At 51.8% G+C, this 25,930-nt stretch carries 23 protein-coding genes; 6 read left to right on the plus strand and 17 right to left on the minus strand.

The window, feature by feature from the left end:
• Positions 1-30: 30 nt before the first annotated feature.
• The 3 genes from ACYVC2_RS19575 to pgi all read right to left on the minus strand — a co-directional run bounded on the left by ACYVC2_RS19575 (position 31) and on the right by pgi (position 3,865).
• Complete coding sequence (locus ACYVC2_RS19575) at positions 31-936, minus strand: hypothetical protein (RefSeq protein ID WP_461104827.1); 906 nt, start codon at positions 934-936, stop codon at positions 31-33.
• A 236-nt stretch (positions 937-1,172) separates the two neighbouring features.
• Positions 1,173-2,051, minus strand: coding sequence for a porin family protein (locus ACYVC2_RS19580; protein WP_461104829.1), 879 nt, complete (start codon positions 2,049-2,051; stop codon positions 1,173-1,175).
• 155 nt (positions 2,052-2,206) lie between these two features.
• Complete coding sequence (gene pgi / locus ACYVC2_RS19585; RefSeq protein WP_461104831.1) at positions 2,207-3,865, minus strand: glucose-6-phosphate isomerase; 1,659 nt, start codon at positions 3,863-3,865, stop codon at positions 2,207-2,209.
• 130 nt (positions 3,866-3,995) lie between these two features.
• Here pgi and ACYVC2_RS19590 point away from each other — a divergent pair, with 130 nt between their 5' ends.
• Both ACYVC2_RS19590 and ACYVC2_RS19595 read left to right on the plus strand, forming a co-directional pair.
• Complete coding sequence (locus ACYVC2_RS19590) at positions 3,996-5,660, plus strand: ArnT family glycosyltransferase (RefSeq protein WP_461104833.1); 1,665 nt, start codon at positions 3,996-3,998, stop codon at positions 5,658-5,660.
• A gap of 280 nt (positions 5,661-5,940) precedes the next feature.
• A complete protein-coding gene (locus ACYVC2_RS19595; protein WP_461104835.1) occupies positions 5,941-6,369 on the plus strand; it encodes a hypothetical protein in 429 nt (142 codons plus the stop codon).
• 5 nt (positions 6,370-6,374) lie between these two features.
• Here the strand turns inward: ACYVC2_RS19595 and ACYVC2_RS19600 are convergent, their stop codons facing one another.
• The 3 genes from ACYVC2_RS19600 to ACYVC2_RS19610 are packed head-to-tail and all read right to left on the minus strand — an operon-like array spanning position 6,375 to position 10,163.
• Positions 6,375-7,868, minus strand: a complete 1,494-nt coding sequence (locus ACYVC2_RS19600) for a serine hydrolase domain-containing protein (protein ID WP_461104837.1) — start codon at positions 7,866-7,868, stop codon at positions 6,375-6,377.
• Between the two features lie 29 nt (positions 7,869-7,897).
• A complete protein-coding gene (locus ACYVC2_RS19605; RefSeq protein WP_461104839.1) occupies positions 7,898-8,968 on the minus strand; it encodes a helix-turn-helix domain-containing protein in 1,071 nt (356 codons plus the stop codon).
• A gap of 49 nt (positions 8,969-9,017) precedes the next feature.
• Positions 9,018-10,163, minus strand: coding sequence for an acetamidase/formamidase family protein (locus ACYVC2_RS19610; protein WP_461104841.1), 1,146 nt, complete (start codon positions 10,161-10,163; stop codon positions 9,018-9,020).
• Positions 10,164-10,325: 162 nt separating this feature from the next.
• Between ACYVC2_RS19610 and ACYVC2_RS19615 the strand changes: the two genes are divergently transcribed.
• Positions 10,326-11,807, plus strand: a complete 1,482-nt coding sequence (locus ACYVC2_RS19615) for an MFS transporter (protein WP_461104843.1) — start codon at positions 10,326-10,328, stop codon at positions 11,805-11,807.
• A 139-nt stretch (positions 11,808-11,946) separates the two neighbouring features.
• Here ACYVC2_RS19615 and ACYVC2_RS19620 read toward each other — a convergent pair whose 3' ends face one another.
• Entirely contained in the window at positions 11,947-12,351 is a 405-nt protein-coding gene (locus tag ACYVC2_RS19620; RefSeq protein WP_461104845.1) for a Dabb family protein, read from the minus strand.
• A gap of 177 nt (positions 12,352-12,528) precedes the next feature.
• Between ACYVC2_RS19620 and ACYVC2_RS19625 the strand changes: the two genes are divergently transcribed.
• The gene (locus ACYVC2_RS19625; protein WP_461104847.1) at positions 12,529-13,293 is read left to right on the plus strand and encodes a M48 family metallopeptidase; all 765 of its coding nucleotides are present in this window, start codon (positions 12,529-12,531) and stop codon (positions 13,291-13,293) included.
• Positions 13,294-13,493: 200 nt separating this feature from the next.
• On the opposite strand, the gene ACYVC2_RS19630 is transcribed toward ACYVC2_RS19625, so the two are convergent.
• The 6 genes from ACYVC2_RS19630 to ACYVC2_RS19655 form a co-directional block, all read right to left on the minus strand.
• Positions 13,494-13,637: a DUF433 domain-containing protein gene (locus ACYVC2_RS19630; RefSeq protein ID WP_461104849.1), complete on the minus strand. Its 144-nt coding sequence runs from the start codon at positions 13,635-13,637 to the stop codon at positions 13,494-13,496.
• Positions 13,638-13,734: 97 nt separating this feature from the next.
• Positions 13,735-14,397, minus strand: a complete 663-nt coding sequence (locus tag ACYVC2_RS19635; RefSeq protein ID WP_461104851.1) for a restriction endonuclease — start codon at positions 14,395-14,397, stop codon at positions 13,735-13,737.
• Positions 14,394-14,864, minus strand: a complete 471-nt coding sequence (locus ACYVC2_RS19640) for a type II toxin-antitoxin system VapC family toxin (RefSeq protein ID WP_461104853.1) — start codon at positions 14,862-14,864, stop codon at positions 14,394-14,396. Before ACYVC2_RS19640 ends, ACYVC2_RS19635 begins: the two co-directional genes overlap by 4 nt.
• A gap of 324 nt (positions 14,865-15,188) precedes the next feature.
• Positions 15,189-17,810, minus strand: coding sequence for an ATP-dependent chaperone ClpB (gene clpB, locus ACYVC2_RS19645; RefSeq protein WP_461104855.1), 2,622 nt, complete (start codon positions 17,808-17,810; stop codon positions 15,189-15,191).
• A 227-nt stretch (positions 17,811-18,037) separates the two neighbouring features.
• A complete protein-coding gene (locus ACYVC2_RS19650; RefSeq protein WP_461104857.1) occupies positions 18,038-18,988 on the minus strand; it encodes a tryptophan-rich sensory protein in 951 nt (316 codons plus the stop codon).
• A gap of 19 nt (positions 18,989-19,007) precedes the next feature.
• Positions 19,008-20,102 carry an SDR family NAD(P)-dependent oxidoreductase gene (locus ACYVC2_RS19655; RefSeq protein ID WP_461104859.1) on the minus strand — a complete coding sequence of 365 codons (1,095 nt, stop codon included), beginning with the start codon at positions 20,100-20,102 and terminating at the stop codon, positions 19,008-19,010.
• A 158-nt stretch (positions 20,103-20,260) separates the two neighbouring features.
• On the opposite strand from ACYVC2_RS19655, the gene ACYVC2_RS19660 reads away from it, so the two are divergent.
• Positions 20,261-20,818, plus strand: a complete 558-nt coding sequence (locus ACYVC2_RS19660; protein WP_461104862.1) for a DUF4136 domain-containing protein — start codon at positions 20,261-20,263, stop codon at positions 20,816-20,818.
• A gap of 66 nt (positions 20,819-20,884) precedes the next feature.
• Here ACYVC2_RS19660 and ACYVC2_RS19665 read toward each other — a convergent pair whose 3' ends face one another.
• From ACYVC2_RS19665 to pheS, 4 genes are all read right to left on the minus strand, one after another.
• Entirely contained in the window at positions 20,885-22,204 is a 1,320-nt protein-coding gene (locus ACYVC2_RS19665; RefSeq protein WP_461104864.1) for a DUF937 domain-containing protein, read from the minus strand.
• Between the two features lie 185 nt (positions 22,205-22,389).
• Positions 22,390-22,578 (minus strand): exodeoxyribonuclease VII small subunit, encoded by a 189-nt coding sequence (gene xseB / locus ACYVC2_RS19670; RefSeq protein WP_461104866.1) that lies wholly within the window; start codon positions 22,576-22,578, stop codon positions 22,390-22,392.
• A 64-nt stretch (positions 22,579-22,642) separates the two neighbouring features.
• Positions 22,643-23,839, minus strand: coding sequence for an exodeoxyribonuclease VII large subunit (gene xseA / locus ACYVC2_RS19675; RefSeq protein WP_461104868.1), 1,197 nt, complete (start codon positions 23,837-23,839; stop codon positions 22,643-22,645).
• Positions 23,840-23,924: 85 nt separating this feature from the next.
• Positions 23,925-24,986, minus strand: a complete 1,062-nt coding sequence (pheS, locus tag ACYVC2_RS19680) for a phenylalanine--tRNA ligase subunit alpha (RefSeq protein WP_461104870.1) — start codon at positions 24,984-24,986, stop codon at positions 23,925-23,927.
• 377 nt (positions 24,987-25,363) lie between these two features.
• Here pheS and ACYVC2_RS19685 point away from each other — a divergent pair, with 377 nt between their 5' ends.
• Positions 25,364-25,795, plus strand: a complete 432-nt coding sequence (locus ACYVC2_RS19685) for a LytR/AlgR family response regulator transcription factor (RefSeq protein WP_461104872.1) — start codon at positions 25,364-25,366, stop codon at positions 25,793-25,795.
• The last annotated feature ends 135 nt before the right edge of the window (positions 25,796-25,930 follow it).

The raw sequence follows: 25,930 nt of genomic DNA on the forward strand, positions 1-25,930 counted from the left end.
CGACTATTGATGGATGCCTGACGGCTATTTTTAAAATTTAAACCCAAGGTTCACGCCCAGAATCCGGCGTTTGCTGTTACCACTGGCCAGCACATCGGCAAAACCGTAATGATACACGAAATCCAGCATGATCGGACCCGCATCGAAACCCAGCCCAGCCAGACCGTTGATGGTAGCTGCCTGAAAATCAGCGTTGCCCAGATTGAAATCGTTTTTGTCGGTGCCCAGCGGGGTTGCATATTCGGCACCCAAAGCCAGCCGTACGCCCGAAACACCCCGTTCCGACTGCGCTAGTTTGACACCGATATAAGCCGGGATGTGCAAATAGCGCTGGTCGATATTACCTATAATTTCACCCACGTTGCCCGCTGATCCATCACCGGGTTTATAGAACTGCGAGCTCGATGTCAGGTACTCGGCACCGACCTGACCATAGATCCGGCCACCGCCCCGTACGAAAAAGCCCAGTTGATAGCCCAGACGACCGGTTAGTCCCTTACCATCTACGGTTTCGCCTTCAAAACGAGTTGAGTTGGCACCGCCGTAAACACCAAACGTGAAATGTTTGTAGTTCTGGCGATGTTCCTGCCGCTGTTCGGCTTCGACATTGCGTTGGCCGTCTTCAAACCCTTCGTCATAGGCCCGGCTCAAGTCGCGCTCATCGAACGTCCGGTTGTCGCCGATGCGTCCTTCATACCGATTGTCATAGCGCCGGTATTCTTCGTTTCGGCGGTTGTATTCCCGGCGTTCGTCAATGACGTTATCCCGCTGACGGTCGTTCTGGCGGTCATAACGGCGTTGGTCACGACTGTCGTAATCATATCGGTCGGAGCGGTTGTAATCGTATCGGTCATTGTAAGAATTCTGCTGACCGAATACGTAACTTGTGCTACAGAGGCTTGCCAGCAGCAAAGTTGTTTTAGTCAAAGTTTTCATAAGTCAAATAAGTTGAGTATTCAATGCTACAACTAGCCTTCACCGGAGAATGTTTATGTAAACGTTCGTTTAATTTTTTTAGACAAAACCGGTATCATAAAAAAGCCGCCTTAACATAAGGCGGCTTTGTAAATCGATTGCTCGCAGAGATGCGGAGCGTAAAAGAACAAAATCAGTTGATTATGAATCTTTTATTGCTTCAATCGTGCTCTTCAGCTATACCGATGAGGCTGGATTTAGAATTTGAACCCAACGCTGGCGCTCAGGATCCGGCGTTGCGAACTCGCGAAACCTGATTCCTGCGTAATAGCATTGCTGAAACCGTAGTGATAGGTCAGGTCGAGGAAAACCGGACCTGCATCGAAGCCCAGTTGGCCCAGGCCGTTGAAGGTTCCCTGTTTGATCTGGAAGTTATTCAGGTTACCGAACTGATTGCTGCTCGACCCGATCTGGTTCGCATATTCCACACCTAGTTGTACCCGAATGGCCGAAATACCCCGATCCGATTCTGTCAGCTTATAACCGATGTATACCGGAACCTGAATGTACTTGATGTTGATCTGGTCTTTGATGCTCGACGCTGACTGACCCGAACCGGCCACGAAGTAGTTTGAGCTAGAGGCAAAATATTCTGCTCCAATTTGCCCGAACAGGCGGCCACCGCCCCGTACGAAGAAACCGGCCTGATAGCCTAACCGCCCCGTCAGTTTACTGTTGCTGCCATTGTCGACAGATTCACCCTTGAACTTGGTGGTGTTCAGACCAGCATAAATACCGAATACAAAGTTTTTGTAGTCATTGGCCTTGTCCCGACGAGGGCTGCTGTAAGTTTCGGTGCTGGTGGTTGTCGTCGTTCCATACGCAGGCGAAGCCGCGCTGTTCGTCGAATACGTGCTGTTGGTCGATGTGCCGTTGTTCATCGTCGAATTACTGTTCGACATCGAGCTGGAGGGCGATGTGTTGCTTACTGCATTCGTACTATCGGTCGTGACCGGGGAAGTGTACGTAGCGTTGGTGTTCGTACTCGTAGTTGAGTATGAGGGAGTTGTAGTTTGCGCATGGGCCATGCCGATGCTACATAGGCAGATTGCCAGGAGTGTACGTTGACGTTTCATAGTGACACTTAGACGTTGAGTTAAATTAAAAAGGGTGTAACCGAAGCTACACCCCAATAACAGGCAGAAAGCTGCAATGTTTTTATATTTGGTACTTTTTAAAAAAATTTAATTAGGTATTGGTATCCGGAAATTATAATCATACTGCAAATCGACTAGCTCTTTCGCAGACTCTTAAATGCATTCATTAGCCCATTTGTCGAGCTGTCGTGCGTACTGACGGGCGCATCGTCCTGAAGCTCGGGCAGGATGCGGCTGGCCAGTTGCTTGCCCAACTCAACGCCCCACTGGTCGAAGCTGAAAATGTCCCAAATAACGCCCTGGGTGAAGATTTTGTGCTCATACAGGGCAATCAGACTACCGAGGGTATAGGGGGTCAATTTCTTAAACAGGATCGAGTTAGTAGGCCGGTTGCCTGAGAACATCTTGAAGGGTGCCAAGGCTTTTATTTCGTCTTCACTTTTGCCTGACTGGCGCAGTTCGTCGGCCGCTTCCTGCTCGGTTTTTCCGTTCATTAGGGCTTCAGTCTGGGCAAAATAATTTGCCATTAAAATTTTATGATGCTCCCCAATTGGACGCTGGCTGATGGCCGGAGCAATGAAATCGCAGGGAATCAGTTTGGTGCCCTGGTGAATCAGTTGGTAAAAGGCGTGCTGGCCGTTGGTGCCGGGTTCGCCCCAGATGATCGGCCCAGTCTGGTAATCGACCGGTTTGCCGTCGCGGTCGACGGATTTGCCGTTGCTTTCCATGTCGCCCTGCTGAAAATAAGCCGAAAAGCGGTGCAAATACTGGTCGTAAGGCAGAATGGCCTCGGTTTGCGCGCCAAAGAAATTGTTGTACCAGATGCCCACCAGTCCCAGAATAACCGGCAGATTTTGATTGAGCGGGGTGTCGTGGAAATGGGTGTCCATGGCATGTGCACCGGTGAGCAACTCTTCGAATTTATCGAAGCCGACATACAGCGCAATCGACAGCCCAATGGCCGACCAGAGCGAGTACCGACCGCCTACCCAGTCCCAGAACCCGAACATATTATCGGGATCGATGCCGAATTTTTCCACGGCTGACTGATTGGTCGACAGGGCCGCAAAATGTTTGGCAATGGCCGCTTCGTCTTTGGCCGCGTTCAGAAACCACTGCCGGGCCGTTTGGGCGTTGGTCATGGTTTCCTGGGTGGTAAATGTCTTGGACGCAATCAGAAACAGCGTGGTTTCGGGGCGAACCGTTTGCAGGGTTTCGTAAATATGAACCCCGTCGACGTTCGAGACAAAGTGCACCCGCAGTTTTTTATCGTCGGCATACGGCTTCAGCGCTTCGGTCACCATAACCGGGCCGAGGTCGGAGCCACCAATCCCGATGTTTACGATGTCGGTAATTGCCTCGCCGGTGTATCCCTTCCATTCGCCCGAGCGAATCCGTTCGGTAAAGGATTTCATGTGGTTCAGCACGGCATTTACTTCGGGCATCACATCTGTGCCATCTACCAGAATTGGCGTGTTGGAGCGGTTTCGCAACGCAATGTGCAGCACCGCCCGATCTTCGGTTCGGTTAATCTTATCACCCGAAAACATCTTGCCAATGGCGTCTTTCAGCTCCGCCTGTTCGGCCAGATGAAGCAGCAGGTCCAGGGTTTCGGTCGTCATGCGGTTCTTCGAGAAGTCGAGTAGGATATCCTCAAACCGACGCGTAAACGTGTTGAATCGCTCAGGGTCTTCGGCAAACAGATCGCGCATATGGCGGTCTTTCAGGCTTTCGTAATGAGCCTGTAATTGGGCATAAGCCGGCAAGTCGGTAAATCGGTGATTGGCGAGCATAACGGGTCGTTGAAGTACATGGTCAAGTTGTCGGCGCGAATATCGTCAATCCCCGCAATCTTTTTTCGGCTATTTTTACGGACTTTTCTCGACAGAAACCAGGGCTTTTTTGCCCTTATAATGTTATTTGATGAACCAAAAACTGTTCTATTCGCTGGTGCTGACGGGGTTGGGAGCCTTGTTTTTTATTCCATTTCTGGGGGGCGTCCGGCTGTTCGACTGGGATGAGATCAACTTCGCCGAATGCGCCCGAGAGATGATTGCCCTGGGTGACTACCTGCACGTTCACATTGATTTTAAGCCTTTTTACGAAAAACCACCGCTGTTTTTCTGGCTTCAGTCAATGATGATGAACCTGTTCGGGATCAACGAGTTTTCGGCCCGGCTGCCGAATGCTATCTGCGGGGTCATTACTTTGGTTTACCTCTATAATCTCGGCCAGAAATTACACGGTCACCGCTTCGGACTGCTGTGGGCGCTGGCGTATCTGGGATCCGTAACGCCCCATTTGTATTTCCGTTCCGGCATCATCGACCCGTTTTTCAACCTGTTTATTTTCGTCAGTCTGGTCAACGTCATTTTTGCGTCCTGGAAACGGGAACGGCTCGGGGGCGCCATGACCGTGCCGAAAAGCGAGTGGACGTATATCCTGCTGGGTGGGTTTGTGCTGGGCCTGGCCATTCTGACCAAAGGGCCCGTTGCGTATCTGATCATTGGTCTGGTGCTGGCTACCTACTGGGCGCTCAATCGGTTTCGGTGGTTTATTACCCCGCTGCAGTTTCTGGCCTTTTCGGCGGCTGCTTCGCTGGGGTCGCTGCTGTGGTATGGACTGGACATCTACCTGAATGGTCCAACGCTGGTGCGCGAGTTTCTGGCCTACAGCATCCGGTTGTTCAGTACGCCCGACGCCGGGCACGTGGGCTTCCCAGGCTATCATTTTATTATGCTGTTAGTCGGTTGTTTTCCGGCGTCGATCTTCGGAATACGGGCGCTGGGAACCCTCTTTATCGAGCGAAACTACCAGCGCGAGTTCAGGCGATGGATGCTGATTCTGTTCTGGGTGGTGCTGATTTTGTTCAGTATCGTGCAATCCAAAATCGTGCATTACTCCTCGCTGTGCTACTTTCCGGTAACCTACTTTGCTGCCCTGACGCTGCTGCAACTGGAAGAGCGAAAAATTCAGTTCAACAACTGGATGCGCGCCGGCCTGCTGATCGTGGGCGGTATATTTGTGGTCGCTACGGTCGGTTTGCCGATTCTGGCCCACCGGATGGATCTGGTCAAGTCGGTGGCCGACCAGGACCCATTTACGCAGGGGAATCTAGCCGCGAAAATCGACTGGACGGGCTGGGAAGTGCTGCCTGGCGTCTGGCTGTTCGGAGTGCTGGTGCTGACGCTGATCTGGTATAGTCGGCGCGAAACGGCCCAGGCTTCGCTGGCGCTGTTTGTCGGTATGGCGGTTTTCATTACCCTAACGCTGTGGTTTTTCATCGGTCGGATCGAAGGCATCTCGCAGGCTGCGGCCATGCGCTTTTTCGAGCGGGCGCAGGGGCAGAATGTCTATGTGAGAACCTACGGTTACCACAGCTATGGTCCGTTTTTCTACACCCAGAAACCACCCGTCACGAATCCGAACTATTACAACGACGAATGGCTGCTGCGGGGCAACATCGATAAGGACGTCTGGTTCATTCGCCACGCGTCCGAGCAGCCTACCGTGCTCGACTCGCTGCCGGACATCCGAAAAACCGGTGAAGAAAATGGATTCGTTTTTTACCGGCGCCAAGCCAGATAAGCAGGGGTTTTGATGGCAAAACGACCGTGAATCTGAGCAGGTAGAAAAACCAAGGAGTTAACCAATGAGCCGGTTTAGAATTTAACAGGTATTTAACTGACGATCAGACTGTAAGTTTGTCCTTGCGACGAAGGAGGAATCTTAGGAATTGATTTGCCTCAAGATTCCTCCTTCGTCGCAAGGACAAACGCACTCACTTTTCAAAACCTGAACAGCTTGTTAAAGCTATTCTCGTACGGATTCCTGAAAACTGTTGACCCCCTCTTTAGTTATAGGAGGCATGGCAACATCAACGACTTCTGTCCGGCGCTTCGCCCTTTCGTATCGGTTCTGGTCAATGCCCGTGGGCGTAATGCTTTTGATTGGCTGGCTGACTGCCTGTAGCAAAGGCAGCCAGCCGGGCTCAGGACCGCAGAAGAAGTTGCAGGTAACGGTCGGCGAAATCAAAGAAATTCGGCTCAGTCCAAGCGCCGATGGTACATCCGAACTGATTGGTACATCGGACAATCAGGAAGTGGTGGAAGTGTCGCGCCAGCAACTGGCTCCCGCCGTCGATACGCTGAAACGCGGTACGTCAGGCCCAACGACCTTTCAGATAAAGGGCGTCACGGTGGGTACGGCCAATGTGGTTTTCGCCAAAAAGCAGATGGGCGACGCGGGCCCCGGCACAGCCGTACGCACCTATGTGGTACGTGTGACGGCGAAATAATCCCGTTACTCTTCTTTAACCATTTCCCAGACGACGTTGCCATTAAGAACCCCCTGACAACTCGTAATCTTGCCCTGGGCATTGCGCCGGAAAACACCCCGGGTCACGTAGTCCGTGAAGCGAATGGTATCGGTTGCCACTGGATAGGCTGCAATGCCCAGCCGCCAGGTCGTTCCTTTCTGGATCAGGTGGTTGCCCTCCCGCGTCAGATAAATGCGTTCGTCGTTTCGCTTGTACGCACCTTCGTAGTCGGCTAACTGGCTAGGTGATAGCCTGATCGGTTGAATCGGATTGGGCAGGACGTTCTTCCAGCCGTAGACCTGTGCCACACTGCGGACGATTTCATTAATGAAATCGGTGCCGTCATTCTCGTTGACCATGACCACCACTCCATTGCCTTCGTGCAGGCTCCCCATAAACAGACTCACAAATCCGGCATTCTGGCCCGTATGAAAAAAATACGGGTCCGATCGCCCATCGGAGCGTTGAGTCAGAAAAAAGCCCAGCCCCATGTCGGTACTGTCCAGCGCCATACGGTCGACGCTATAGCCCGACCCACCGAAAATATTACGCGCCTGCGGCCGAAGCATTTCTCGAACGAGAGCCCGTGAAAGAACGGCCGATTTACACTGATAAGCCCGCTGTACCTCGATCATCAGCTTGGCCAGATCGGTTGGGGTCGTATACAAGCCAGCCGCGGCCTGTTGCGGGTAAACATATGGCTTACCTTTAAACCAGTTTTGTCGGCAATACGCCCAGGCCGCCTGTGGTTTATAACGGGCAGGTAGCGGTTGTTCAAACGTGCTGTGGTGCATGCCCAATGGCCTGAATACTTGGTCTTGCACAAAATCGGCGAAGGGTTGCCGGGTTTGGTCCATGACCGCCAGTTGGGCAATCATCATCCCGCCCCCGGAGTAGCGCCACTGGCTGCCCGGCACGAAGTTGATCTCGATCCGGCGGGACTGAGCAATCGAGTCACCGTTCAGAATTTGGGGAACTGTCGGTATCGGGTCTTCCGGCTGAATACCCCAGAAACCGTGCTGGGTGGCTCCCGCCGTATGGCTTAGTAATTGCCGGAGCGTGACGGCCCGCGTGCGGGTAAACTCCGACTCCGGAATCGTCCAGGACCGCAGATACCGATTGACGGGCGTGTCGAGCACCATTTGCCCTTTTTCGGTCAGTTGCAGCATGGCCAGGGTAGCGACGGGTTTGCTCACAGACCCCGCCGAGAAAAGAGTTTCGGGCGTTACCCGAATCTTGCGGGTAGTATCGGCCCAGCCGTAGCCTTTGGCCCAGGCGAGTTTACCCTGGTGCACCACGGCGATGCTGACGCCGGGTATGCCGTATACGTTCATGCGCTCTTCGATAGTCCAGCGTTTCTGACCGACAACGGGCAGATAGGTTGTCAGGCTCTGCTCTACGGCCTGCTGTTTCGGATGAATGGATTGGGCCAGGCAACTGCTACCCATAAGCAGCAGGATCGAAAAATATGGTTTCATACAGGGTTTTTGGCCGAAAAGTAGGTGGTTTATCGGCCCGGATCGTCCCAACGGGTAGTTTGGCACATCTGCAGATATGCCCTGGGCGACAAACCGGTTTGTTCTTTAAACACCCTGTTGAAGGTTGTTTTGGAGCGAAATCCCGCTTCCAGAGCGATACCCAGAATGCTAAACCGTTCGGCGTCGCCCCGCTCGAGGCTTCGTTTCACGTCGGCCACCCGCAATTCGTTCAAATAGTCGGGTAAGGATTTTCCCATCCCTGAATTGATGGTTTGCGAAACGGTGTTGGCCGGTAAGCCCACCTGCCGTGCCAGACTGTCCAGCGTCAGATCCGGATCTTTGTAAAGCTGTTCCTGCTCCAGAGCCCGTATAACCCGTTCTTTGTGGCCGTCCGGAACGACCGCCACCGCTTTTTCTTTCGCAAGTGTAACTCGTCGGCTCCGGACCAGGGCAATCAGCGCCAGCCAATAGGTAAAAACGGGTAAAACAAATTCTGTCAGGTAAAACTTAGGGTATCGCTTGGGTAAATACCAGTGGTTGATGAGAGGATCAATGACCGCCAGTGCGTAAAAAATGCCTAAACTAACCAAAAACCAGCGCAGCCAGCGGGGCGAATCCTGTACTTGCCTGAGTTGATTCAGGCTTAAGCCCAGGTAAATAAACATGGACAGACACATGCCATAGTAATCTACGTAGCGCGTGTAAGGCTTGTGAACAGTTTTCCAGAACCAGGTTTTGTAGTCCAGCGAATGCACGCTTACAAAGACAAAAAAAACCACCTGAATCAGCAAAGGCACCAGGTGCCATCTGCTCGGTTGTACGGACTGGCGCACCCAGTTTTGTACGGCAAAATAAAGAAAGGGTCCAAAGCCCCACGAGACAAATAAAGGCAGGAAATACAACTGGTTATATTGCGCGTATACGCCGGTGCGCGACAGGCAGTAGTCGATCACCTGTAAGGTCATGCCTAACACCAGCCAGCTCAGCCAGAAAAAAGCGGGTTGCCGGGTCCGGCTGGTCAACAGCCAGATCCCGGTTGTGATTCCCTGGACAATGCAGAAAAATTGAAACAGAACAACCCAGTCAACGAACAGATTCATAGCCAGTCGATACGCTCACAAGTTTGCCTTTAGATACGTTTCAAAAGTGTCAAGCCCAATAGTCAAATTTCTTCTTCGTAAAAATCGCTTTCGGAATCATGGCGTGAACGCCCAGCGTCTGGTCGACCACCTGACTGACCTCGAAATCGACGGCGGTGCTGGCAATGGATAAGGCTTCGTTGAAGGTAAAGCCCAATTCATCCCGCATAAACGCGCAGGCTTCGGAGAGTGCATTTTTCATGGCTTTGTTGAGGTCTTTGTCCAGCCCGACAGCAATAAAATGCGTTGGGGTCTCGGCGCGGGGGACCTTGAGAGTTTTGCCTTTGTGCACGATGAATTGAACGGTCAGGTTAATAGCCGTTTCAATGGCCACGCCACTCACTTCGCCATTTCCCTGCGCTCCGTGCCCATCGCCCGTTGTAAACAGACCGCCCGCTACCGATACGGGCAGGTACAGCGTCGACCCTTTGGTGAGGTGTTTGATATCCAGATTGCCGCCGTAAAAATTAGGCGGAATTGAACTCTGGTGCCCCATATCGGCAGGTGGCGATAAGGCCATGACACCCATAAACGGCCTGAGCGGAATGTCGATACCATCTTTGAGCGAAGCCGTTTTTCGCTTCATATCGTACCGATACACGAAGGTTTCGCGGGTTTTTACTTCATCGGGAATGCCCCCGCCACCGGGCCAGACGCTGTTGACGCCAAATGGTGCCGGAAAGGTCATGTCCAGAATCCGGATTTCCAGACTATCGCCCGACTGGGCACCTTCGATGTAAACCGGTCCTGTCAGCATGTGCCCGCGAATACCGGAAGGCTCCGGTTTGACATTCTTCAGGATCGCGATGACTTCCTGGGCATGCTGATCGAGTGGCAGATTGTTTTTGGTGTAAAACTCCTCCGGGTTGGTCCGGCTAACTCCCGACGGATTGACTGTCTGAATCTCGACCACATCCCCGTCTTTGACCTTGGCAATCGGCGGCACGTCGGCTCCGTAATAGCCCCAGACCATGTTTTCGGGTAGTGAACGGATCACATGATCAGGCTTGACAGCAGCTTTAGTCTTTTGACCGTCGGACCGATTCGCACCGTTGGGTAATTGAGTCAGGGCGTCGGAACTGAGTTTTCCAACGGAAAGAATAGCCAGGCTGTTTTGGGTTGATTTGCGCAGAAAACTGCGTCGGGAGGTTTTCATCAGATTGTAGAGGTTGTTGATTCCATGATTAAGCGTAGTAAGATAAGCAATCCATCGTCAACTGGTCGCGCCGGTGGCATTTACGTAACAAATAAGCGCCTGACTGCCGCAAACAACCCGCTCCGTTAGCCAGTTACCTTTCCGAAGAAACCTGTTTTGCCCGTGTCAGTACCAACTGCCTCCCCTACGAAGTCGGCATCGAACAAATGGATTATTCTGGGAACGATTATGTTCGGGACGTTCATGTCGACCCTCGATAGCAGCATTGTGAACATTGCCTTGCCTACTATCAGGCGCGAGCTAGCCGCTGGCGACAGTGTGGAGTGGATCGTGCTGTGTTACCTGCTGACCACCACCAGTACCTTACTCATCATGGGTAAACTGTCGGATTGGGTCGGTCGGCGGCAGTTGTATATCACGGGTTTCTGCGTTTTCGTACTGGGGTCGCTGCTTTGTGGGCTCGCCTGGAATCTGTGGTCGCTGGTGGGCTTTCGGGTCGTACAAGGCCTGGGGGCTTCCATGATTTACGCCATCGGTCCGGCTATCATCAGCGATGCCTTCGATCCGAAAGAGCGTGGGCAGGCGCTGGGGCTCATGGGCTCGGTGGTGGCTGCAGGGTCCAGCGCGGGGCCGGTCATCGGCGGGTTGTTGCTGGGTAAATTTGGCTGGTCGAGTATTTTTTTCGTCAATGTCCCGATTGGCCTGATCGCCATCTGGCGAGCCTGGACGATCCTGCCCGATAGTCCAAAGGTTACCGGGCAGCGGTTCGATTTATTGGGAGCAGGGCTTTTTCTGGTGGGCGTGACGGCTTTGCTGACGGGATTGGATTTTGGTCCGGAGCCGGATTACGGCTGGGACAACGAGCTGGTCATTGGTCTGCTGGCCGTAGGCGGGGTGCTGATCGGCGGTTTCCTGTTCTGGGAAATGCGGGTCAGCGAACCGATGTTACGACTGAACTTGTTCCGGATCTGGCCGTTTACGTCGGCTATCCTCGCGGCTTTCTGCGGCTTCGTAGCTTCCGGTGGTAATCTGTTTGTTATTCCGTTCTTTCTTCAGCAACTGCTCGGTCTGAACCCCGAGCGGGCGGGGCTGGTCCTGCTGGCCGGACCCCTGACGCTGAGCGTCATCGCGCCCCTGGGTGGCTATCTGTCCAGTCGGGTTCCAACCCGACTGCTTTCAACAACCGGTTTGCTGATTACGGCCTGTGGCTATTTTGCCTTTTCGTTTCTCGATACGAGCTGGGACTGGAAAGATATTGTCTGGCGGAGTTCGCTGGTGAGCTTTGGGTTCGCGCTTTTTCAGTCGCCCAACAGTAGCAGTGCGCTTAATTCGGCACCGCTGAACCAGCGGGGTATTGCCAGCAGCATGATTGCGTTTATGCGCAACCTGGGCTTCGTAGTGGGTATTGCGCTGGCAGCGGCTGTGTGGTACAGCACCAGAAATCGATACGCTTTGGCGCATAACGTGACGCCCGAAACACCAACGGCCCAATTGCTCGGCATGCACTATGCCTACCTAACCATGACAGGGTTGATTCTGACAGGAGCGCTTCTGTCCTTCTTACGTGGTAAGCCCACGCCTGCTTTATCGCCCGCCGTTGAGGCCGCCCCGCCCGGACCGGTAGTTAGTCCACCGGCTAGTTAGGCGGGGGATTTATTGTCATTAATTAGTCTTTTGTGGTCATTAATAGTCATTAGTCGCTCAACGACTAGCAGCAAACAACCAACGACTATCAATGACTACCCAATGACAATAAATGACTAATACTGACCATGAATGACCCTCATGACCGCTTCGGGCCGATCGAGTCGTAAATGACCACTTTTTCCCAGAGCTTCGCGTAGTTGTTTCGGAAATCGTCGTGGATGGGATGCTTCTGATACGCTTCTTCATCGGCCGGACTGTCGAAGAAGCACAACCACGAATACGTATAATCCCGCTGAATGACATCGCGGTTGGTGGCTGCTGGCGTGCCAATGTGAACCATTTTGATGGTTGGGCATTTCGCCAGCTTGTTCAGGCCCTCCAGCAGTTTGGCTTTGTCGGCTTTGTTGCCAGGGTTTTTCAGGTAAAAAAGAACGTGATGGACAAATAATTCTTTAGGCGCAACGGCGGTGGCAGGTAGGCCGGCACCGAGTCCGGCGGCAACGCTGGTTTTAACAAATTCTCTCCGGGATTGCTCGTTCATGGGCTGGTTGGTTTATCCACGGCAAAAATGCCCAATGATTTGTCTTCAGGCAAATTTGTTTGTGGCTGATCTGAATATAGTGAGATGGGCGTAATTACGTGTTCTGTAAACTTTTGTGCCAGTTATATAGTCAATCTACTGAATTACGTTTGCGATAAAACAATGCAGGTTCTGCCAATGAAACGAATAACCACACTTTTGTTACTGATTAGTCTGCCTTTACTAAGTTTTGCACAAGATAACTCCAGTCTGCTCCAGGCTGGTATTGAAGCGCTTCAGGCCGCTACGCTGTCGGATGCGCAGGTTGCTGAGTATTCACGCCAGGCCGTTCAGCAGATGGATGCTCAGAACCCGGTAGCCGGCCCCAGCGACCCGTATACGCAACGGCTGAATCGGATCGTCAGCCGCCATCATAAGGTAAGCGGGCTGCCGCTTAACTACAAAGTCTACAAAGTGAAAGATGTCAATGCGTTTGCCACAGCTGACGGGAGCGTGCGCGTCTTCAAAGGGTTGATGGACATCATGACGGATAACGAACTACTGGCGGTGATGGGCCACGAAATCGGCCACGTCATCAATCATGATTCCCGCGATGCCATGAAGAGCGCGCTACGTCGGTCGGCCGTTCGGAATGCGGCAGCTTCAACGTCCGGTGCCCTGGGAAAACTGTCCCGTTCGCAGTTGGGCGCTGCCGCCGATTATTTGCTGAGCGCGTCGTTCAGCCGTCGGCAGGAGTCGGAAGCAGATGATTACAGTTATGACTTCCTGAAGCGAAACGGCTACAATGTGCTGGCGCTGGCTACGTCCTTCGAAAAACTGGCTAAACTCAGCGGAGGGGGTGGAGGAGGGCAGGTTACGCAGATTCTATCGACCCACCCCGATAGCAAAGCCCGCGCCCAGCGCGTCCGGGACCGTGCCCGACGAGACGGCCTGGCGAGGTAGATGCTTAATAAATGCCTGGTTGAGTCAAACCGACTGCTGAACGTGGACTAAATAACTCCTGTGCTACTAACTTGTCAACTGCGCCTGGCAAAGTGCCTTGGCATCCAGGACAAGACGTAACCTATTGATTTGGTCAACAATCCAGGTCGTCCTGTGAACGATTTTTCTCGGCAATCGATTGACCAACTTTGTCAATTCACTTATACAACTACCCGGACTTTACGCTCTCGGTCAGCTGCGTAGAGCAGACAGGCCCGGATTTGCTCTTCGGTTAATTCGGGAAAATCTTCGATAATGTCGGCATGACTCATTCCCAAGCCAAGCCAGCCCAGTACGTCATACACGCTGATGCGCTTACCCGTAATGCAGGGGCGTCCGAAGCGAATTTAGGATCAATGGAAATGTAGTTTTGATACGTCACAGTTAGTTACAAGAGAATTTTTATAAAGAAAGGCTAAAAAATTTTGGCACGTAACTATTTATCATTGAGACTAACTCTTTTCCATCAATTAGTTTTAAACAATGCTGATAGGCTTTAGTTGCATATTTTTTGATAACATCAGCTGAGAATCTTAAATTAGTAATCACGACGCCAGTGCTGGCTTTCAGTTCATTAATCTTAAATAAGAACCTTTCTATTACGTCAATTCCTAAAGGAGATTTTTTACGCGTTTTACATTCAATCAGGTGACTAGTGGAAATTAATCCTTCTTTTACAGCAATCATATCATAACCGCCGTCTCGTGTTCTTTTTGTTGGAGTTACATCATAACCTAATCCTATAAATAGCTTCCTGACGATTCGCTCGAAATCATAGTGATGAGTACTATAAATTTTTTTATTGTCTTTATAAATTTCTAAAATCAATTCATCAACTTCATCTGTCTCGTGTACTTTGCTCAATTCCTTGAGCAAGAGAACGGCCGTTGTGCCATCTCTATCAGATTCTGAAGTTTTTAAAAGGTCTACTTTCACATTAAGTGTCCCATCTTCGATTCTGAACAAGAAATCTTCTAATATTGGAACGATGTGGTTGGTAGCTACACCGGCGTTAATGTGCTGTAGATTTTTAAGGAGAACTGAAGATGATATAATAAACTTCATGAGCTCAAAAGTTGATTGCTATAAATATACAAAAAAGCCTGGTCATTTTGCAGGGACCAGGCCTCTGAACATTGTCTATAGCGCATGCGGTTGATCCATTTTAACCCGTCGACCCGGCTAAAATCTTTCTCGTTCCGGCTGACAACTGTTAAGCTGTGAACCAATGCTGTTGACGCAATGATGGCATCCGGAAGTTTTATTTTGGTTTCCCGGCGTACCTGAATGGCGCGTTCGATAGTAGCTAAATCAGCTAAAAGAATGATGCTGGCAATATCGATTAACTTTTGACATTTATCTAAGTAAGCTTCCGGTGCTTGAAAACCCATCAGCTCAATCTGCGTAATGACGGAGATGATAACGCCATTGGAGTCGAAAATGCCATCTATAAAAGATAGACCGCTGGCAGGAAGCAGTTCAGCCAGATAATCGATAGCGGCATTGGTATCAATCAAAAATCTCTCTCCCATTCATTCCGCATTTCTTCGAGTTGTCGGTGAAGGTCGGCTGCAACCTCCGGTGGAATACTACCCCGGAATCGTTCTGATAATCGTTCAACCGGTCGATCTTGCTTTGGGCGCTCCGTAAATGTGGGCTCCTGCGGAGTTAAACGAATAATATCTAGATTCTCGAGGTCACGTAATAAGGGTACTGCTTTCTCATTCAGTATCTCTACAACAAACGTCTGCATAGGCATCAATTTTTAACAAGATAACGAAATACTTACCTCTAAACAAAAAAGCCCGGTCACTTTACTGCGACCGGGCTTGGCATTCTGTTTGTCAATTAGTCGATTATAATTCGATCTCTGCATCAAGGTTAGTGAAGGCAATCTCGCCGTCATCATTCAGCTCCATCAGCACGACGGAGTCTTTTTTGACCTCGCCGGAGAGGATGCTCTTCGACAGTTCGTTCAGGACCCGGCGTTGCAGGACGCGTTTCAGCGGGCGGGCACCAAACTGCGGATCGAAGCCTTCTTCGCCCAGCTTGTTCAGCGCTTCGTCGGTGGCGTCGAGCTGAATGCCGTTATCGGCCAGCCGCTGCTTGATCTCGCGGAACTGAATGTCCACAATCTTGCGGATGTTGGCCTTCGTCAGCGGTTCGAACATCACGATCTCGTCGATCCGGTTGAGGAATTCGGGGCGGATGGTTTGTTTCAGTAACTCCATCACCGCCGATTTGGCTTCTTCCAGCACCAGCGTATGGTTCCAACCTTCATCTTCGGCAAACTTCTCCTGAATCAGGTGGCTGCCAATGTTGGAAGTCATGATGATAATCGTGTTCTTGAAGTTCGCCACGCGGCCTTTATTATCGGTCAGACGACCTTCGTCGAGCACCTGCAACAGGATATTCCAGACATCAGGGTGCGCTTTTTCGATCTCATCGAGCAACACAACCGAGTAGGGTTTCCGACGGACGGCTTCGGTCAGCTGACCACCTTCGTCGTAACCGACGTATCCCGGAGGAGCGCCGATCAGGCGACTTACGGCGTGGCGCTCCTGATACTCCGACATGTCGATGCGTACCATCGCGTTCTCATCGTTGAACAGGTATTCGGCCAGCGTCCGGGCTACTTCGGTCTTACCGACGCCCGTCGTACCCAGGAAGATAAACGAACCGATTGGGCGTTTGGGGTCCTGCATACCGGCCCGGCTCCGACGAACGGCATCTGAAACCACTTCGATGGCTTCCTGCTGACCGGCTACCCGCTTGCCCAGTTCTTTCTCCAGATTGAGCAGTTTTTCGCGGTCGCTTTGCAGCATTTTCGACACCGGAATGCCGGTCCACTTCGCTACGACTTCGGCAATATCTTCGGCCGTCACTTCTTCCTGCATCATCCGATCCGTCGATCCGTTATCCGAACCTTCCTTGGTAAGCGAATTCAGCTTTGTTTCGATTTCGGGAATCCGGCCATAGCGGATCTCAGCTACCTTGCCGTACTCACCCGAGCGTTCGGCCTGTTCGGCTTCGAAGCGTAACTGATCGAGCTGTTCTTTGAGCGTCCGTCCTTCGTTGACCGACGCTTTCTCGGTTTCCCATTTGGCTTTCAGGCTATTGCGCTGTTCACTCAGGTCTTCGATCTGTTTGTTCAGGATCGTTTCTTTCTCTTTGTCGTGTTCGCGACGGATAGCTTCCCGCTCAATTTCCAGCTGCATGATCCGTCGGTTCAGCTCGTCGAGCTCTTCGGGAACAGAGTCCATTTCGAGCCGCAGTTTAGCCGCGGCTTCGTCCATCAGGTCGATGGCTTTGTCGGGCAGAAAACGGTCGGTGATATAGCGCGTCGATAACTCAACAGCGGCAATGACCGCGTCGTCTTTGATGCGTACCCCGTGGTGCAGTTCGTATTTTTCCTTGATCCCGCGCAGAATCGAAATGGCGTCGGCCATATCTGGTTCGTCGACCATAACGGCCTGGAACCGGCGTTCGAGCGCTTTGTCTTTCTCGATATACTTCTGATACTCTTTTAGCGTAGTCGCTCCAATCGTATGTAGCTCACCACGCGATAGAGCGGGTTTCAGCAGGTTCGCGGCATCCATCGCGCCTTCGCCACCAGCCCCCGCGCCAATCAGCGTGTGAATTTCATCGATGAATAGCACGATCTCGCCGTTGGAATCGGTCACTTCCTTGATAACCGCCTTCAGCCGTTCCTCGAATTCGCCTTTATACTTGGCGCCCGCAATCAGCAGACCCATGTCGAGCGAAACGATGGTTTTCGATTTCAGGTTTTCGGGTACGTCGCCCGACACGATCCGCTGAGCCAGTCCTTCGACAATGGCGGTTTTACCCACACCGGGTTCACCCAGCAGAATGGGGTTATTTTTGGTACGGCGGCTCAGAATCTGCAACACCCGCCGGATCTCTTCATCGCGACCGATAACCGGGTCGATTTTACCGGTGCGGGCGCGCTCGTTTAGGTTGATGCTGTACCGCTCTAGAGATTGATATTTTGCTTCAGCGTTCTGGTCTTTCACCGAATTTCCGTTTCTAAGTTCGTTGATAGCCGCTTTCACCTGTTTTTCAGCAAAACCGGCGTCTTTCAATAAGGTTGCAATTTGATCTCTACCGGCCATAAGTCCCAGCAACATCAGCTCGACGCTCACAAATTCGTCGCCGAAGTCTTTCGTCAGGTTGCTGGCTTTGGCTAAGGCCGCGGCCGTATCGTTGCTTAGATACACGCTGCCATTGCCGCCCGACACCTTCGGATAGGTCGTCAGGATAGCTTGTAAAGCGCTGCTCGTATTTTGTAAATTGATTCCCAGCTTTTTAGCAATGAAACCAATTACGTTTTCATCTTCCGACAGAATCGCCTGCATCAGGTGACCTGTTTCAATGGCTTGCTGGCCGTTGCCGAGAGCGATCTCCGACGCCTTCTGCACGACCTCCTGTGCTTTGATGGTGTAATTCTTAAAGTCCATGAGCTTTAGGAATGAATAATGGATAATGTAAAATGTATACTATGAGCTTAAGTGTAGGAAGCATTATACATTTTACATTATCCATTAACAAACAACGGGCCGGGCTGGTTTTCCGGACATTTTGGCCTGTTTTCGTACATTTGATCAGCACTTCCAGCCAAAATGTCTATACAACAAAAAAGCCGCCCTGCTTGTACAAGACGGCTTTCGGTTTAGACGCTTTAAACTTAATCAAGACTCTCGGCCTCAATGGGCTTCATGCGCTCACGGGCAATCTGAGCCTGATGAGGTTCTTCGGTTTCAATTGCACTCGCCAGCACTTCGGCGTCGACGTCGTCGATCACATACCGATCATATGCCTGAAACTTACCCTGGGGTAGCCAATAAGCCAATAAACCCGCGTAGGCAGCGGCCAGAACAGCCGCTGTGCGCCCAACGATGGGATCTTTCTCCCACTGCCGGGTAGCAATACCGCCAAAACCAGCTACGAAAGGAAGCATGTACCAGGGGTCATTTAGCCGCCGGGCCACCCAGTAACCCACGCCCGCAGTAGCTGCCAGAATACCGGCCGATACGGGTTCGTCGCGCTCATCTTCGGCTTTCCACAAGTCAAGGGTCAGCAGCGTGTTGGGCGTTCCTACTACGGTAGCGGCCGTAAGCCAGCCCGCGTACAAACTAACCGGAATGCGCAGGTATTTTTCAGGAACCGGTACATCAGTTTTACCGATTTCCAGACTTTGGTGCAGGCCCAGCGCTACAGGCAGGTTAAACTTCGTGACCAGGTCGGAGATGATAATACTTTGTGGGTCGTTTTGCGAGAAAAAACGGCCGAAAATCGCATTGAGTGTCCAACTGGCCCACCACCACGGTTGCGCTTTCTGGTACCGTGGATTTGATTCTTCCGACGGAAGCGCCTGATGTACCAGCAGGGCCGTAAGCCCGGAGTAGATCGTGGACCAGACTACTCCAAACGCCCAGCCTGCCGGAACAATCTGGTTCTGCTCGAACACCTGCTCGTATTCGACCGGTACATCGTATTCGTATTCAGAGCCGCCTGGCTCCGCTTCATGGCGCTTCTGGCTTTCCCGACGCGACTGGCTGCTCGATACGGTTGTATAGATGATGCTGCCGACGGCAAACACGGCCGTGGCTATGCGCCAGAATGATGAGTTTTTCATAGTTCGCGTTTATGATCGACTAAGCAAGGGCTTCTTCTTCCACATCCTCTTTGGCCTCGACCGCGTCAGACATAACCGATTCGGCTTTGGATTTTGTCGTTTTGTATGCATCGACCACAGACTCGACAACGTTATCGACTACCGACGACAGCGTATCGGAGATCGTGTCGCCCAGCGATTTGGCTTTGTAGCGATACCGGACCCGGTCGATAGCGTTCGTATTCGCATAAGCATACCCCAGCGCAATTCCCGCCAGCACGGCAATGCCGATACCAATGCCCCAGGCCATTTTAGCCGATGACTCTTCCTCGTCAGGGCTTGGTTTCTGCTCCATTTTATTCCGCATGAGCGACGCCAGTGCTTCTTGGGGAGCGATATAGGACATAACCTCGTACGATTTGTTTTTCAGACCGCCCGGAACGATTTTCGGTTTACCCGCCATCAGCGCATCGTACCCGGCTTTTGCTACCATGACCGGGTCCTGTACTTCGTCGGTCACTTTGGTATTTTCAGCCCCTGCTTTGTGGAAGAAGTCCGTATCAGTCGCATTTGGTAACAGCGCCGTAATCGACACGTTGGTGTCTTTCAGCTCGTTGGCCAGCGATTGAGTGAAATTATACACGTACGCTTTCGTACCGGCGTAGACGGCCATCAACGGGGTCGGCGTGATAGACAGAAGGGAAGCCAGATTCAGGATCTTGCCTTCGTTTCGCGCCAGCATGTCATACAGAAACAGCTTGGTCATCTGCGTCAGCGTCAGCACGTTGAGGTGAATCATGGCTTTCTCCCGTTCCCAGTCGGTGTCGGTAGCGAACAGCCCATACAGACCAACGCCCGCATCGTTGACCAGTACATCGACCGCAATGCCTTTAGCCTTTACCTGATTGTAAACGTCCTGAGCCGCATCTTCCTGGGCCAGATCCTTACTAATGACAGTAATCTGTTGGGTACCATAGTTACTTTTAAATACTTCACCCAAACGATCGAGTTTGTCGTCGCTGCGGGCTACCAGTACTAAATTATAGCCATCCTGGGCGAAAAGTTTGGCGAGTTCCTGTCCGATACCGCTGGAGGCACCGGTGATCAGGGCTGTTTTTCCTGTTGCTGGAGTCATAACCGTCAATAATTTGGTAGTTAAAGCTATTGAACCACCTTCCGTAAAAGTTGTTTTGATTATCTACAGATAAGTGCCTCTCTCGAAAATCCGGAATTCAGGAGAACAACAAGGGGTAGTAATGTCGATAAACGATTAATTGTCATGTAATTAGCCTTATGAAAACGCTTCTTTTTTTTATAACAATGGCGTGGATGAGTGTAGGCTGTTCGTCGTATCGAATTGTCCGTAATGAGACGGATAAGTCGGCCGATTGGGCGTCGTACCGAACGTTTACGTTCATCGATACCAACCGCATCAATCCAGATCCGGGAAGCACGTATCAGGCCGCCATCGAGCAGGTAAAGAAAGCTGTTGCGACGGAACTGGCTAACCGGGGATATCAGCAGATTGCCAGCAACCAGTTGGGAACGTCAGCCGATCTGCTCGTCAATATCGGTGGGGTCGTCAACGAAAAAACGCAGACGCGGCAGACAACCATCTACGAAGCCCCGCGCTATATCGGGCAGTGGCGATATCACTGGCAAAGCCAGGAAGTACCCGTCGGTACCTACCGGGAAGGGACGATCAACATCCACCTGGTGGATGCCCGGAAAAATAACCTGTTATGGGACGGGGCCGTATCGAGTGTGTTAAGTAAGGGCAAAGTAACACCAGAGCAGATTCAGGCGGGCGTTAACCGATTGTTTACCAAATTTCCGGGTAACCGGTCCTAACGAAACGATCTCCTGACGGTCAGGAAGATCGTTTCGTTAGGCATTCAAGAAACGCCTGATAAGCGTTTATTTGGCCACTATTTTCAGGTCGATCTTGCGCAGTGTCGGTTTGGGAATATGGGAAGTGTCGCGCGGACTTACGCCGGTGCCCCGTCCGATCGCATCGACCCGAAGGTAATTGATGCCTGCGGATACCAGCTGTTGCTTGATCTGATAAACCCGCTTGAACGATAGACTGCGGTTCATGTATCCGCCCGGTGCGTCGTTGGCATACCCGACCAGTTGTATCTGTAGTTGTGGATTCGTCTTCAAAAGCGCAGCCAACTCATTGATAACTGCCTGCGAACCAGGCGTCAGGGTAAGCGAGCCGGGCATGAAAGCAACACCCGTCAGCGGAAATACACGACCTTTGGGTAGCGCCGGATTGGTCAGATAAGGCGTCAGGAGCTGCGTCAGGGCACTGGAAGCGGTTGCCGGAGCGGGCGCAGTCGTTGCAATCGTCGATGCGCTTTTAGCCGCGGTTGCATTCGGATCTTTCGGAACGGCTAACGAACGCGCAACCGTGTCGGCCTGAATGGTATCGGTGCTGACGGTTGTGGCACCGCTTACCGAATCCCGCCCATTCGAATAATTCTGGGTGTTCTGATACACATAATACCCCCCCGCGGCCAGCGCCACCACGATCAGGGCGCCAAATCCCCATTTGGTAAGTGCGCCGTTGTCGTTATCCGAATCGTCCGTATAATCGTAGGTAGCGGCCGGGCGGGTTGTTGTCGTAGTCACTCGGCTTGGCGTTTCTACGGCCGTACGACGAGCCGGAGCCGCCATGCCCGCAACGATCTGTTGTAATCCCACTTTCTCCACGAGTTTCGGAAAAAAATCTTCCGGCACTTCATTGACCAACGCATCGCGTTCTGAGAAGAGCAGCGAAGCCAGCCCGTCGGCATCCAGCTTCCGATCTTTCACCTGTTTGCCCAGCACGTGCAGGACAATGGTTGTCGTTAGGCCGAGCAGCGAAATAGCCGATGAGTTCCGGATACCGGCGTAGCTCGAAATCATCATCCCAATGGAGCTTTTCATGGCTGGCAGCAGATGACTGATGACATCGTTGCCCTGGCTGATCAGCGTGTTGGTCTGACCGGGCTCGCGCAGGGTATTGCTCAGGTTATCGAGCAGCAAACCGTCGTAGCGCCCTTTCTGAATATGATTGTAGAGTTGATTGACGCCGATCTCGCTGGTAGTGCGTTTCATCAGGCCACCAACGATCGTATACGTCAGGCCGTTGAGGGCTTTGCTGGTTTTTTCGACCGATTCATCGATATACGTGGCTATCCGGGCGGTAACGTCCGAATTGAATACTTCAGTTAAATTGGCAAATAAGTTCATACAGTGAACAGACTCAATCAGCAGGATAAATGGGTGCTCTTACTTACATCACAACCTAAACCGGGCCATACAGCACCTCAGGCGTATTTACTCAGTGAGTATTCTCGCAGAGAATAATACCTGGGGGTTAAAATTAGGAAGGTTTGGCAAAGGTTTCATAAGACAGCCCAATAAAATTACCCAAATCAGCGCTTTGGTAACCGTTCGATGACCTCCTGATATTCGGTTTCCACAGCCCGTAGCCGCGCCTGGCAGAACGCAATCAGGTCGCTGGCCAGGCGAATCTTTGCCGGTAGCTCATCGAGCGGGACCTGCTCATTCTCAATTTCGTCGACCAGCGTACTGAGCTGATCATAAGCTTCCTGGTAAGTCATACAGATTGGGGAAGAGCAGACAGTAGTCAGTAGCCCGGTTCGATCAACTGACTACTAACCACTGTCAGCTAACTACTACATCAATACTAGAGTCCTGCATTTGCACCTGTAGCGTTTCGCCCGGCTGAATGCCAGTGGCTTGCGTCAGGATTCGGCCATTCCGCAGGAGCAGGGCATACCCACGGCGGAGTACGTTGGCGGGATCGAGATGGCGAAGAGTAACCATCTTTTCGGTCAAATCGGTATGGCGATCGCGCAGGTACGTCTGCGACACAAACCGGAGTCGTTCGGTTTCCCGATCCAGGTCTTCGCGTGCTGTCTGCATCGCTTCCCGGGCAACCACCGCCAGCCGATCCCGAAGTAATAAACAGGATTCTTCGAACTGCCGGTTCTGTTCGATCAGAAACGCGGCCGCTTTGGTTGGTGTCTTTACGCTCTGATGGCACATCATGTCGGTAATGCTGATGTTTCGTTCGTGACCGATACCCGCCAGAATCGGAATCTCGAATCCCGCGACGGTTTCGCCCATCAGGTAGGTGTCGAACGAACCGAAATCCAGTTGCGAGCCACCGCCCCGCACAATCGCCACGGCATCGTAGGCAATCCCGCTGGTACGAATGCGCGCCAGTTGTCCACAGATAGCCCGTTCGGCCCCCTGCCCCTGAACCTGCGTCAGAAACTCATCGACCACGAAATCGTACCCAAACGGATTCTGGGCCAGCTCGTGCCGGAAGTCGCGCCAGCCATCGGAGTTGGGTGCCGCAATCAGAGCCAGTCGCTGCATCACCGCGGGGCGGGGTAAAAGCTGATTGGCTGTTATGTACTGACCGGCTTCGAGCCAGACCAGGTCTGGCCGGTTCTGCACGAGGCTGTCGAGGATGGCCTGCCGCTCCCGCTCTAGATTACCAAGGGTATAGGAGGGGTCGATTTTCAGAATTTCCAGCCGAAGTCCGTAAACCGGGCTAAAACTGACCGAAACCAGCAACAAAAGTTGAATATTACGGGCAAAGGCAACCCCCGTTTCCTGCTCAAAATCGCGGATTGTATGGTAATTCCGACGCCAGATACAGGCTTCCAGTTTGGCAATCGTTTCGCGACCCGCTTCTCGCTCGACCAGGGTCAGAAAGCAGTAGCCACGGTCAGGATAGTTTTTGATATCGCTCGTTTCGGCCACTACCCACACCGCTTTCTGCCCGAACGCTTCGTCCAGGACGGCTTCGAGGCTAAAGGCCAGATCAGAAAGGCGAATGGGAGACGGCATGAATCAATGCGTGAATGTTGAATGAGGGAATGAATAAATGAGAGGACGGCAAGTTTTATTCGCTCATTCGACATTCACTCATTAATTATAATCCTTCGAACTGCCGCAGGAATCGAACGTCGTTTTCCGTGTACAGGCGTAAATCATTCACGACGTATTTCAACTGGGTAATACGCTCGATGCCCATACCGAATGCAAAGCCGGTATACTCTTCAGGGTCGATGCCGCAATTGGCAATGACCTGCGGATCGACCATGCCGGAACCGGCAATTTCGACCCAGCCCGAGTGCTTACAGATATTACACCCTTTGCCTCCGCAAATCTGACACGAAATATCGATCTCGGCGCTGGGTTCCGTAAACGGAAAATACGAGGGACGAAAGCGGATCAGCGTACCCGGCTCGAACATTTCTTTCACGAAATGATAAAGCGTGTCTTTCAGGTCTTTGAACCCCACATTGCGGTCGATATAAATGCCTTCGACCTGGTGGAACATGCAGTGCGCCCGGGCCGAAATGGTTTCGTTTCGATACACCCGTCCCGGCATAATGGAACGAATAGGCCGAAATTCGCCAGTATCTTTCTGCCGTTCCATCAGCCGAATCTGCACGTTCGACGTGTGCGTCCGCAGCAATATGTCGGACGAAATGTCGGTATCGGAGCTGGCTTTTTCAATGAAAAAGGTATCCTGCATGTCGCGGGCAGGGTGATTGTCGGGGAAGTTCAGCGCTCCGAAGTTGTACCAGTCGGTTTCGATCTCCGGACCGTCGGCCACGTTGAAGCCCATCCGCTCGAAAATCTGGATGATGCGTTGGCGAACCAGCGTCAGCGGATGCTGCGTTCCGGTCAGGTTCGGTATAGTGGGTAGCGTTAGGTCCAGGGGCGCTACGTTTTTAGCCGCAGCCCGCTGTTCTTCGACCAACTGGCTAAACGCGTCGAAACGATCCTGTGCGAAATTTTTCAGCCCATTCAGTTCCTGTCCAACAGCGCGCCGATCGGCCTGAGGAACCGTTTTAAGGCCTTCAAAAAGTTCGGTTATTACCCCTTTGCGGCTGATAAACCGCATCCGAAACTGCTCCAGCTGCTCCGGCGAATCAATAGTATACTGTTCAATCTCCTGGTGGAGTTCTTTTACTTTATCCAGCATGCGCTATCGGTTTTTAGCTGTTTGCTCCTGCAAAGGTACGCAAAAACTAAGGCGCGATGGGGGCGCACCGGGTTCCTAATCGTCCGAATTTATGAAATTAGTGGGTCGTAGTGAGTGACTTAAAGACCCGTAAACCGTTTCATAGATTTAAGTGCCATTTGCTCATTTGTTGAGTAAGCGGTACAATAGTATTGATAAATAAGAAGTTATAGAGAAAACTATTGCTTTATGTAACTGGATGGCGAAGCAGGACTGATTCTTGCGGACTTATCTAACAACAAGGCAGTGAGATAACGGCCCCACCACTCGGTTTTAGCCGATTAATTGGCTGAACATCAGGTAACGAAAATTCGGATCAATCATCAACCCAAGGCATTATGAACGCATTCGCTAACGACTCCCTATTTGATTCTATGTCCATTCCGCTCCACAATAGTGTGGAAAATCTTGCCGACTCCTCCTCGTTGCAAAAGTTACTGATTCCTTTTTACGACCGTAAACGCACGGTCGCTGTCGATGAAATTGTTCGTCTGGAAGGTTCTGGAAACTACACCAAATTTTTTCTAAAAGACGGCACCAAGATGTTGGTTTCACGCACACTCAAAGAATACGAAAATCTGCTCGATAATCAGGCTTTCGTGCGCGTGCACAAGTCGTGCATTGTCAATCTGGGGTTTGTTCGCAAATTTTTCATCAAAAAAGAAGGTGAACTCGAACTGACCGATGGTCAGCAAGTGAAAATTTCGCGTCGGCGGGCACAGGTCTTTGTCGATCGCATCCGGCTGTTTCAGCCTGTAGCGCTGGTATAAGGAAAAGGGGTGAAATTATCACTCGAAAAAGCCAGAAATCTGCATACGTCACCACTACGTAGTTTTACGCAATAGCTCAAGTACATTCACCCGAAAAAATCCCAAATATCAGAACTAATGGTCTGATTTGCAATA

Source organism: Spirosoma koreense (assembly GCF_054777875.1).

Coding starts and splice junctions, on each gene's coding strand:
- ACYVC2_RS19635 (WP_461104851.1), bottom strand. CDS start 14,397: ATGAAGTTTATTATATCATCTTCAGTTCTCCTTAAAAATCTACAGCAC.
- ACYVC2_RS19620 (WP_461104845.1), bottom strand. CDS start 12,351: ATGAACGAGCAATCCCGGAGAGAATTTGTTAAAACCAGCGTTGCCGCC.
- pgi (WP_461104831.1), bottom strand. CDS start 3,865: ATGCTCGCCAATCACCGATTTACCGACTTGCCGGCTTATGCCCAATTA.
- ACYVC2_RS19685 (WP_461104872.1), top strand. CDS start 25,364: ATGAACGCATTCGCTAACGACTCCCTATTTGATTCTATGTCCATTCCG.
- ACYVC2_RS19580 (WP_461104829.1), bottom strand. CDS start 2,051: ATGAAACGTCAACGTACACTCCTGGCAATCTGCCTATGTAGCATCGGC.
- ACYVC2_RS19665 (WP_461104864.1), bottom strand. CDS start 22,204: ATGAACTTATTTGCCAATTTAACTGAAGTATTCAATTCGGACGTTACC.
- xseA (WP_461104868.1), bottom strand. CDS start 23,839: ATGCCGTCTCCCATTCGCCTTTCTGATCTGGCCTTTAGCCTCGAAGCC.
- ACYVC2_RS19610 (WP_461104841.1), bottom strand. CDS start 10,163: ATGAAAACCTCCCGACGCAGTTTTCTGCGCAAATCAACCCAAAACAGC.
- ACYVC2_RS19590 (WP_461104833.1), top strand. CDS start 3,996: ATGAACCAAAAACTGTTCTATTCGCTGGTGCTGACGGGGTTGGGAGCC.
- clpB (WP_461104855.1), bottom strand. CDS start 17,810: ATGGACTTTAAGAATTACACCATCAAAGCACAGGAGGTCGTGCAGAAG.
- ACYVC2_RS19605 (WP_461104839.1), bottom strand. CDS start 8,968: ATGAATCTGTTCGTTGACTGGGTTGTTCTGTTTCAATTTTTCTGCATT.
- ACYVC2_RS19640 (WP_461104853.1), bottom strand. CDS start 14,864: ATGGGAGAGAGATTTTTGATTGATACCAATGCCGCTATCGATTATCTG.
- pheS (WP_461104870.1), bottom strand. CDS start 24,986: ATGCTGGATAAAGTAAAAGAACTCCACCAGGAGATTGAACAGTATACT.
- ACYVC2_RS19655 (WP_461104859.1), bottom strand. CDS start 20,102: ATGACTCCAGCAACAGGAAAAACAGCCCTGATCACCGGTGCCTCCAGC.
- xseB (WP_461104866.1), bottom strand. CDS start 22,578: ATGACTTACCAGGAAGCTTATGATCAGCTCAGTACGCTGGTCGACGAA.
- ACYVC2_RS19625 (WP_461104847.1), top strand. CDS start 12,529: ATGAAACGAATAACCACACTTTTGTTACTGATTAGTCTGCCTTTACTA.
- ACYVC2_RS19660 (WP_461104862.1), top strand. CDS start 20,261: ATGAAAACGCTTCTTTTTTTTATAACAATGGCGTGGATGAGTGTAGGC.
- ACYVC2_RS19650 (WP_461104857.1), bottom strand. CDS start 18,988: ATGAAAAACTCATCATTCTGGCGCATAGCCACGGCCGTGTTTGCCGTC.
- ACYVC2_RS19595 (WP_461104835.1), top strand. CDS start 5,941: ATGGCAACATCAACGACTTCTGTCCGGCGCTTCGCCCTTTCGTATCGG.
- ACYVC2_RS19600 (WP_461104837.1), bottom strand. CDS start 7,868: ATGAAACCATATTTTTCGATCCTGCTGCTTATGGGTAGCAGTTGCCTG.
- ACYVC2_RS19575 (WP_461104827.1), bottom strand. CDS start 936: ATGAAAACTTTGACTAAAACAACTTTGCTGCTGGCAAGCCTCTGTAGC.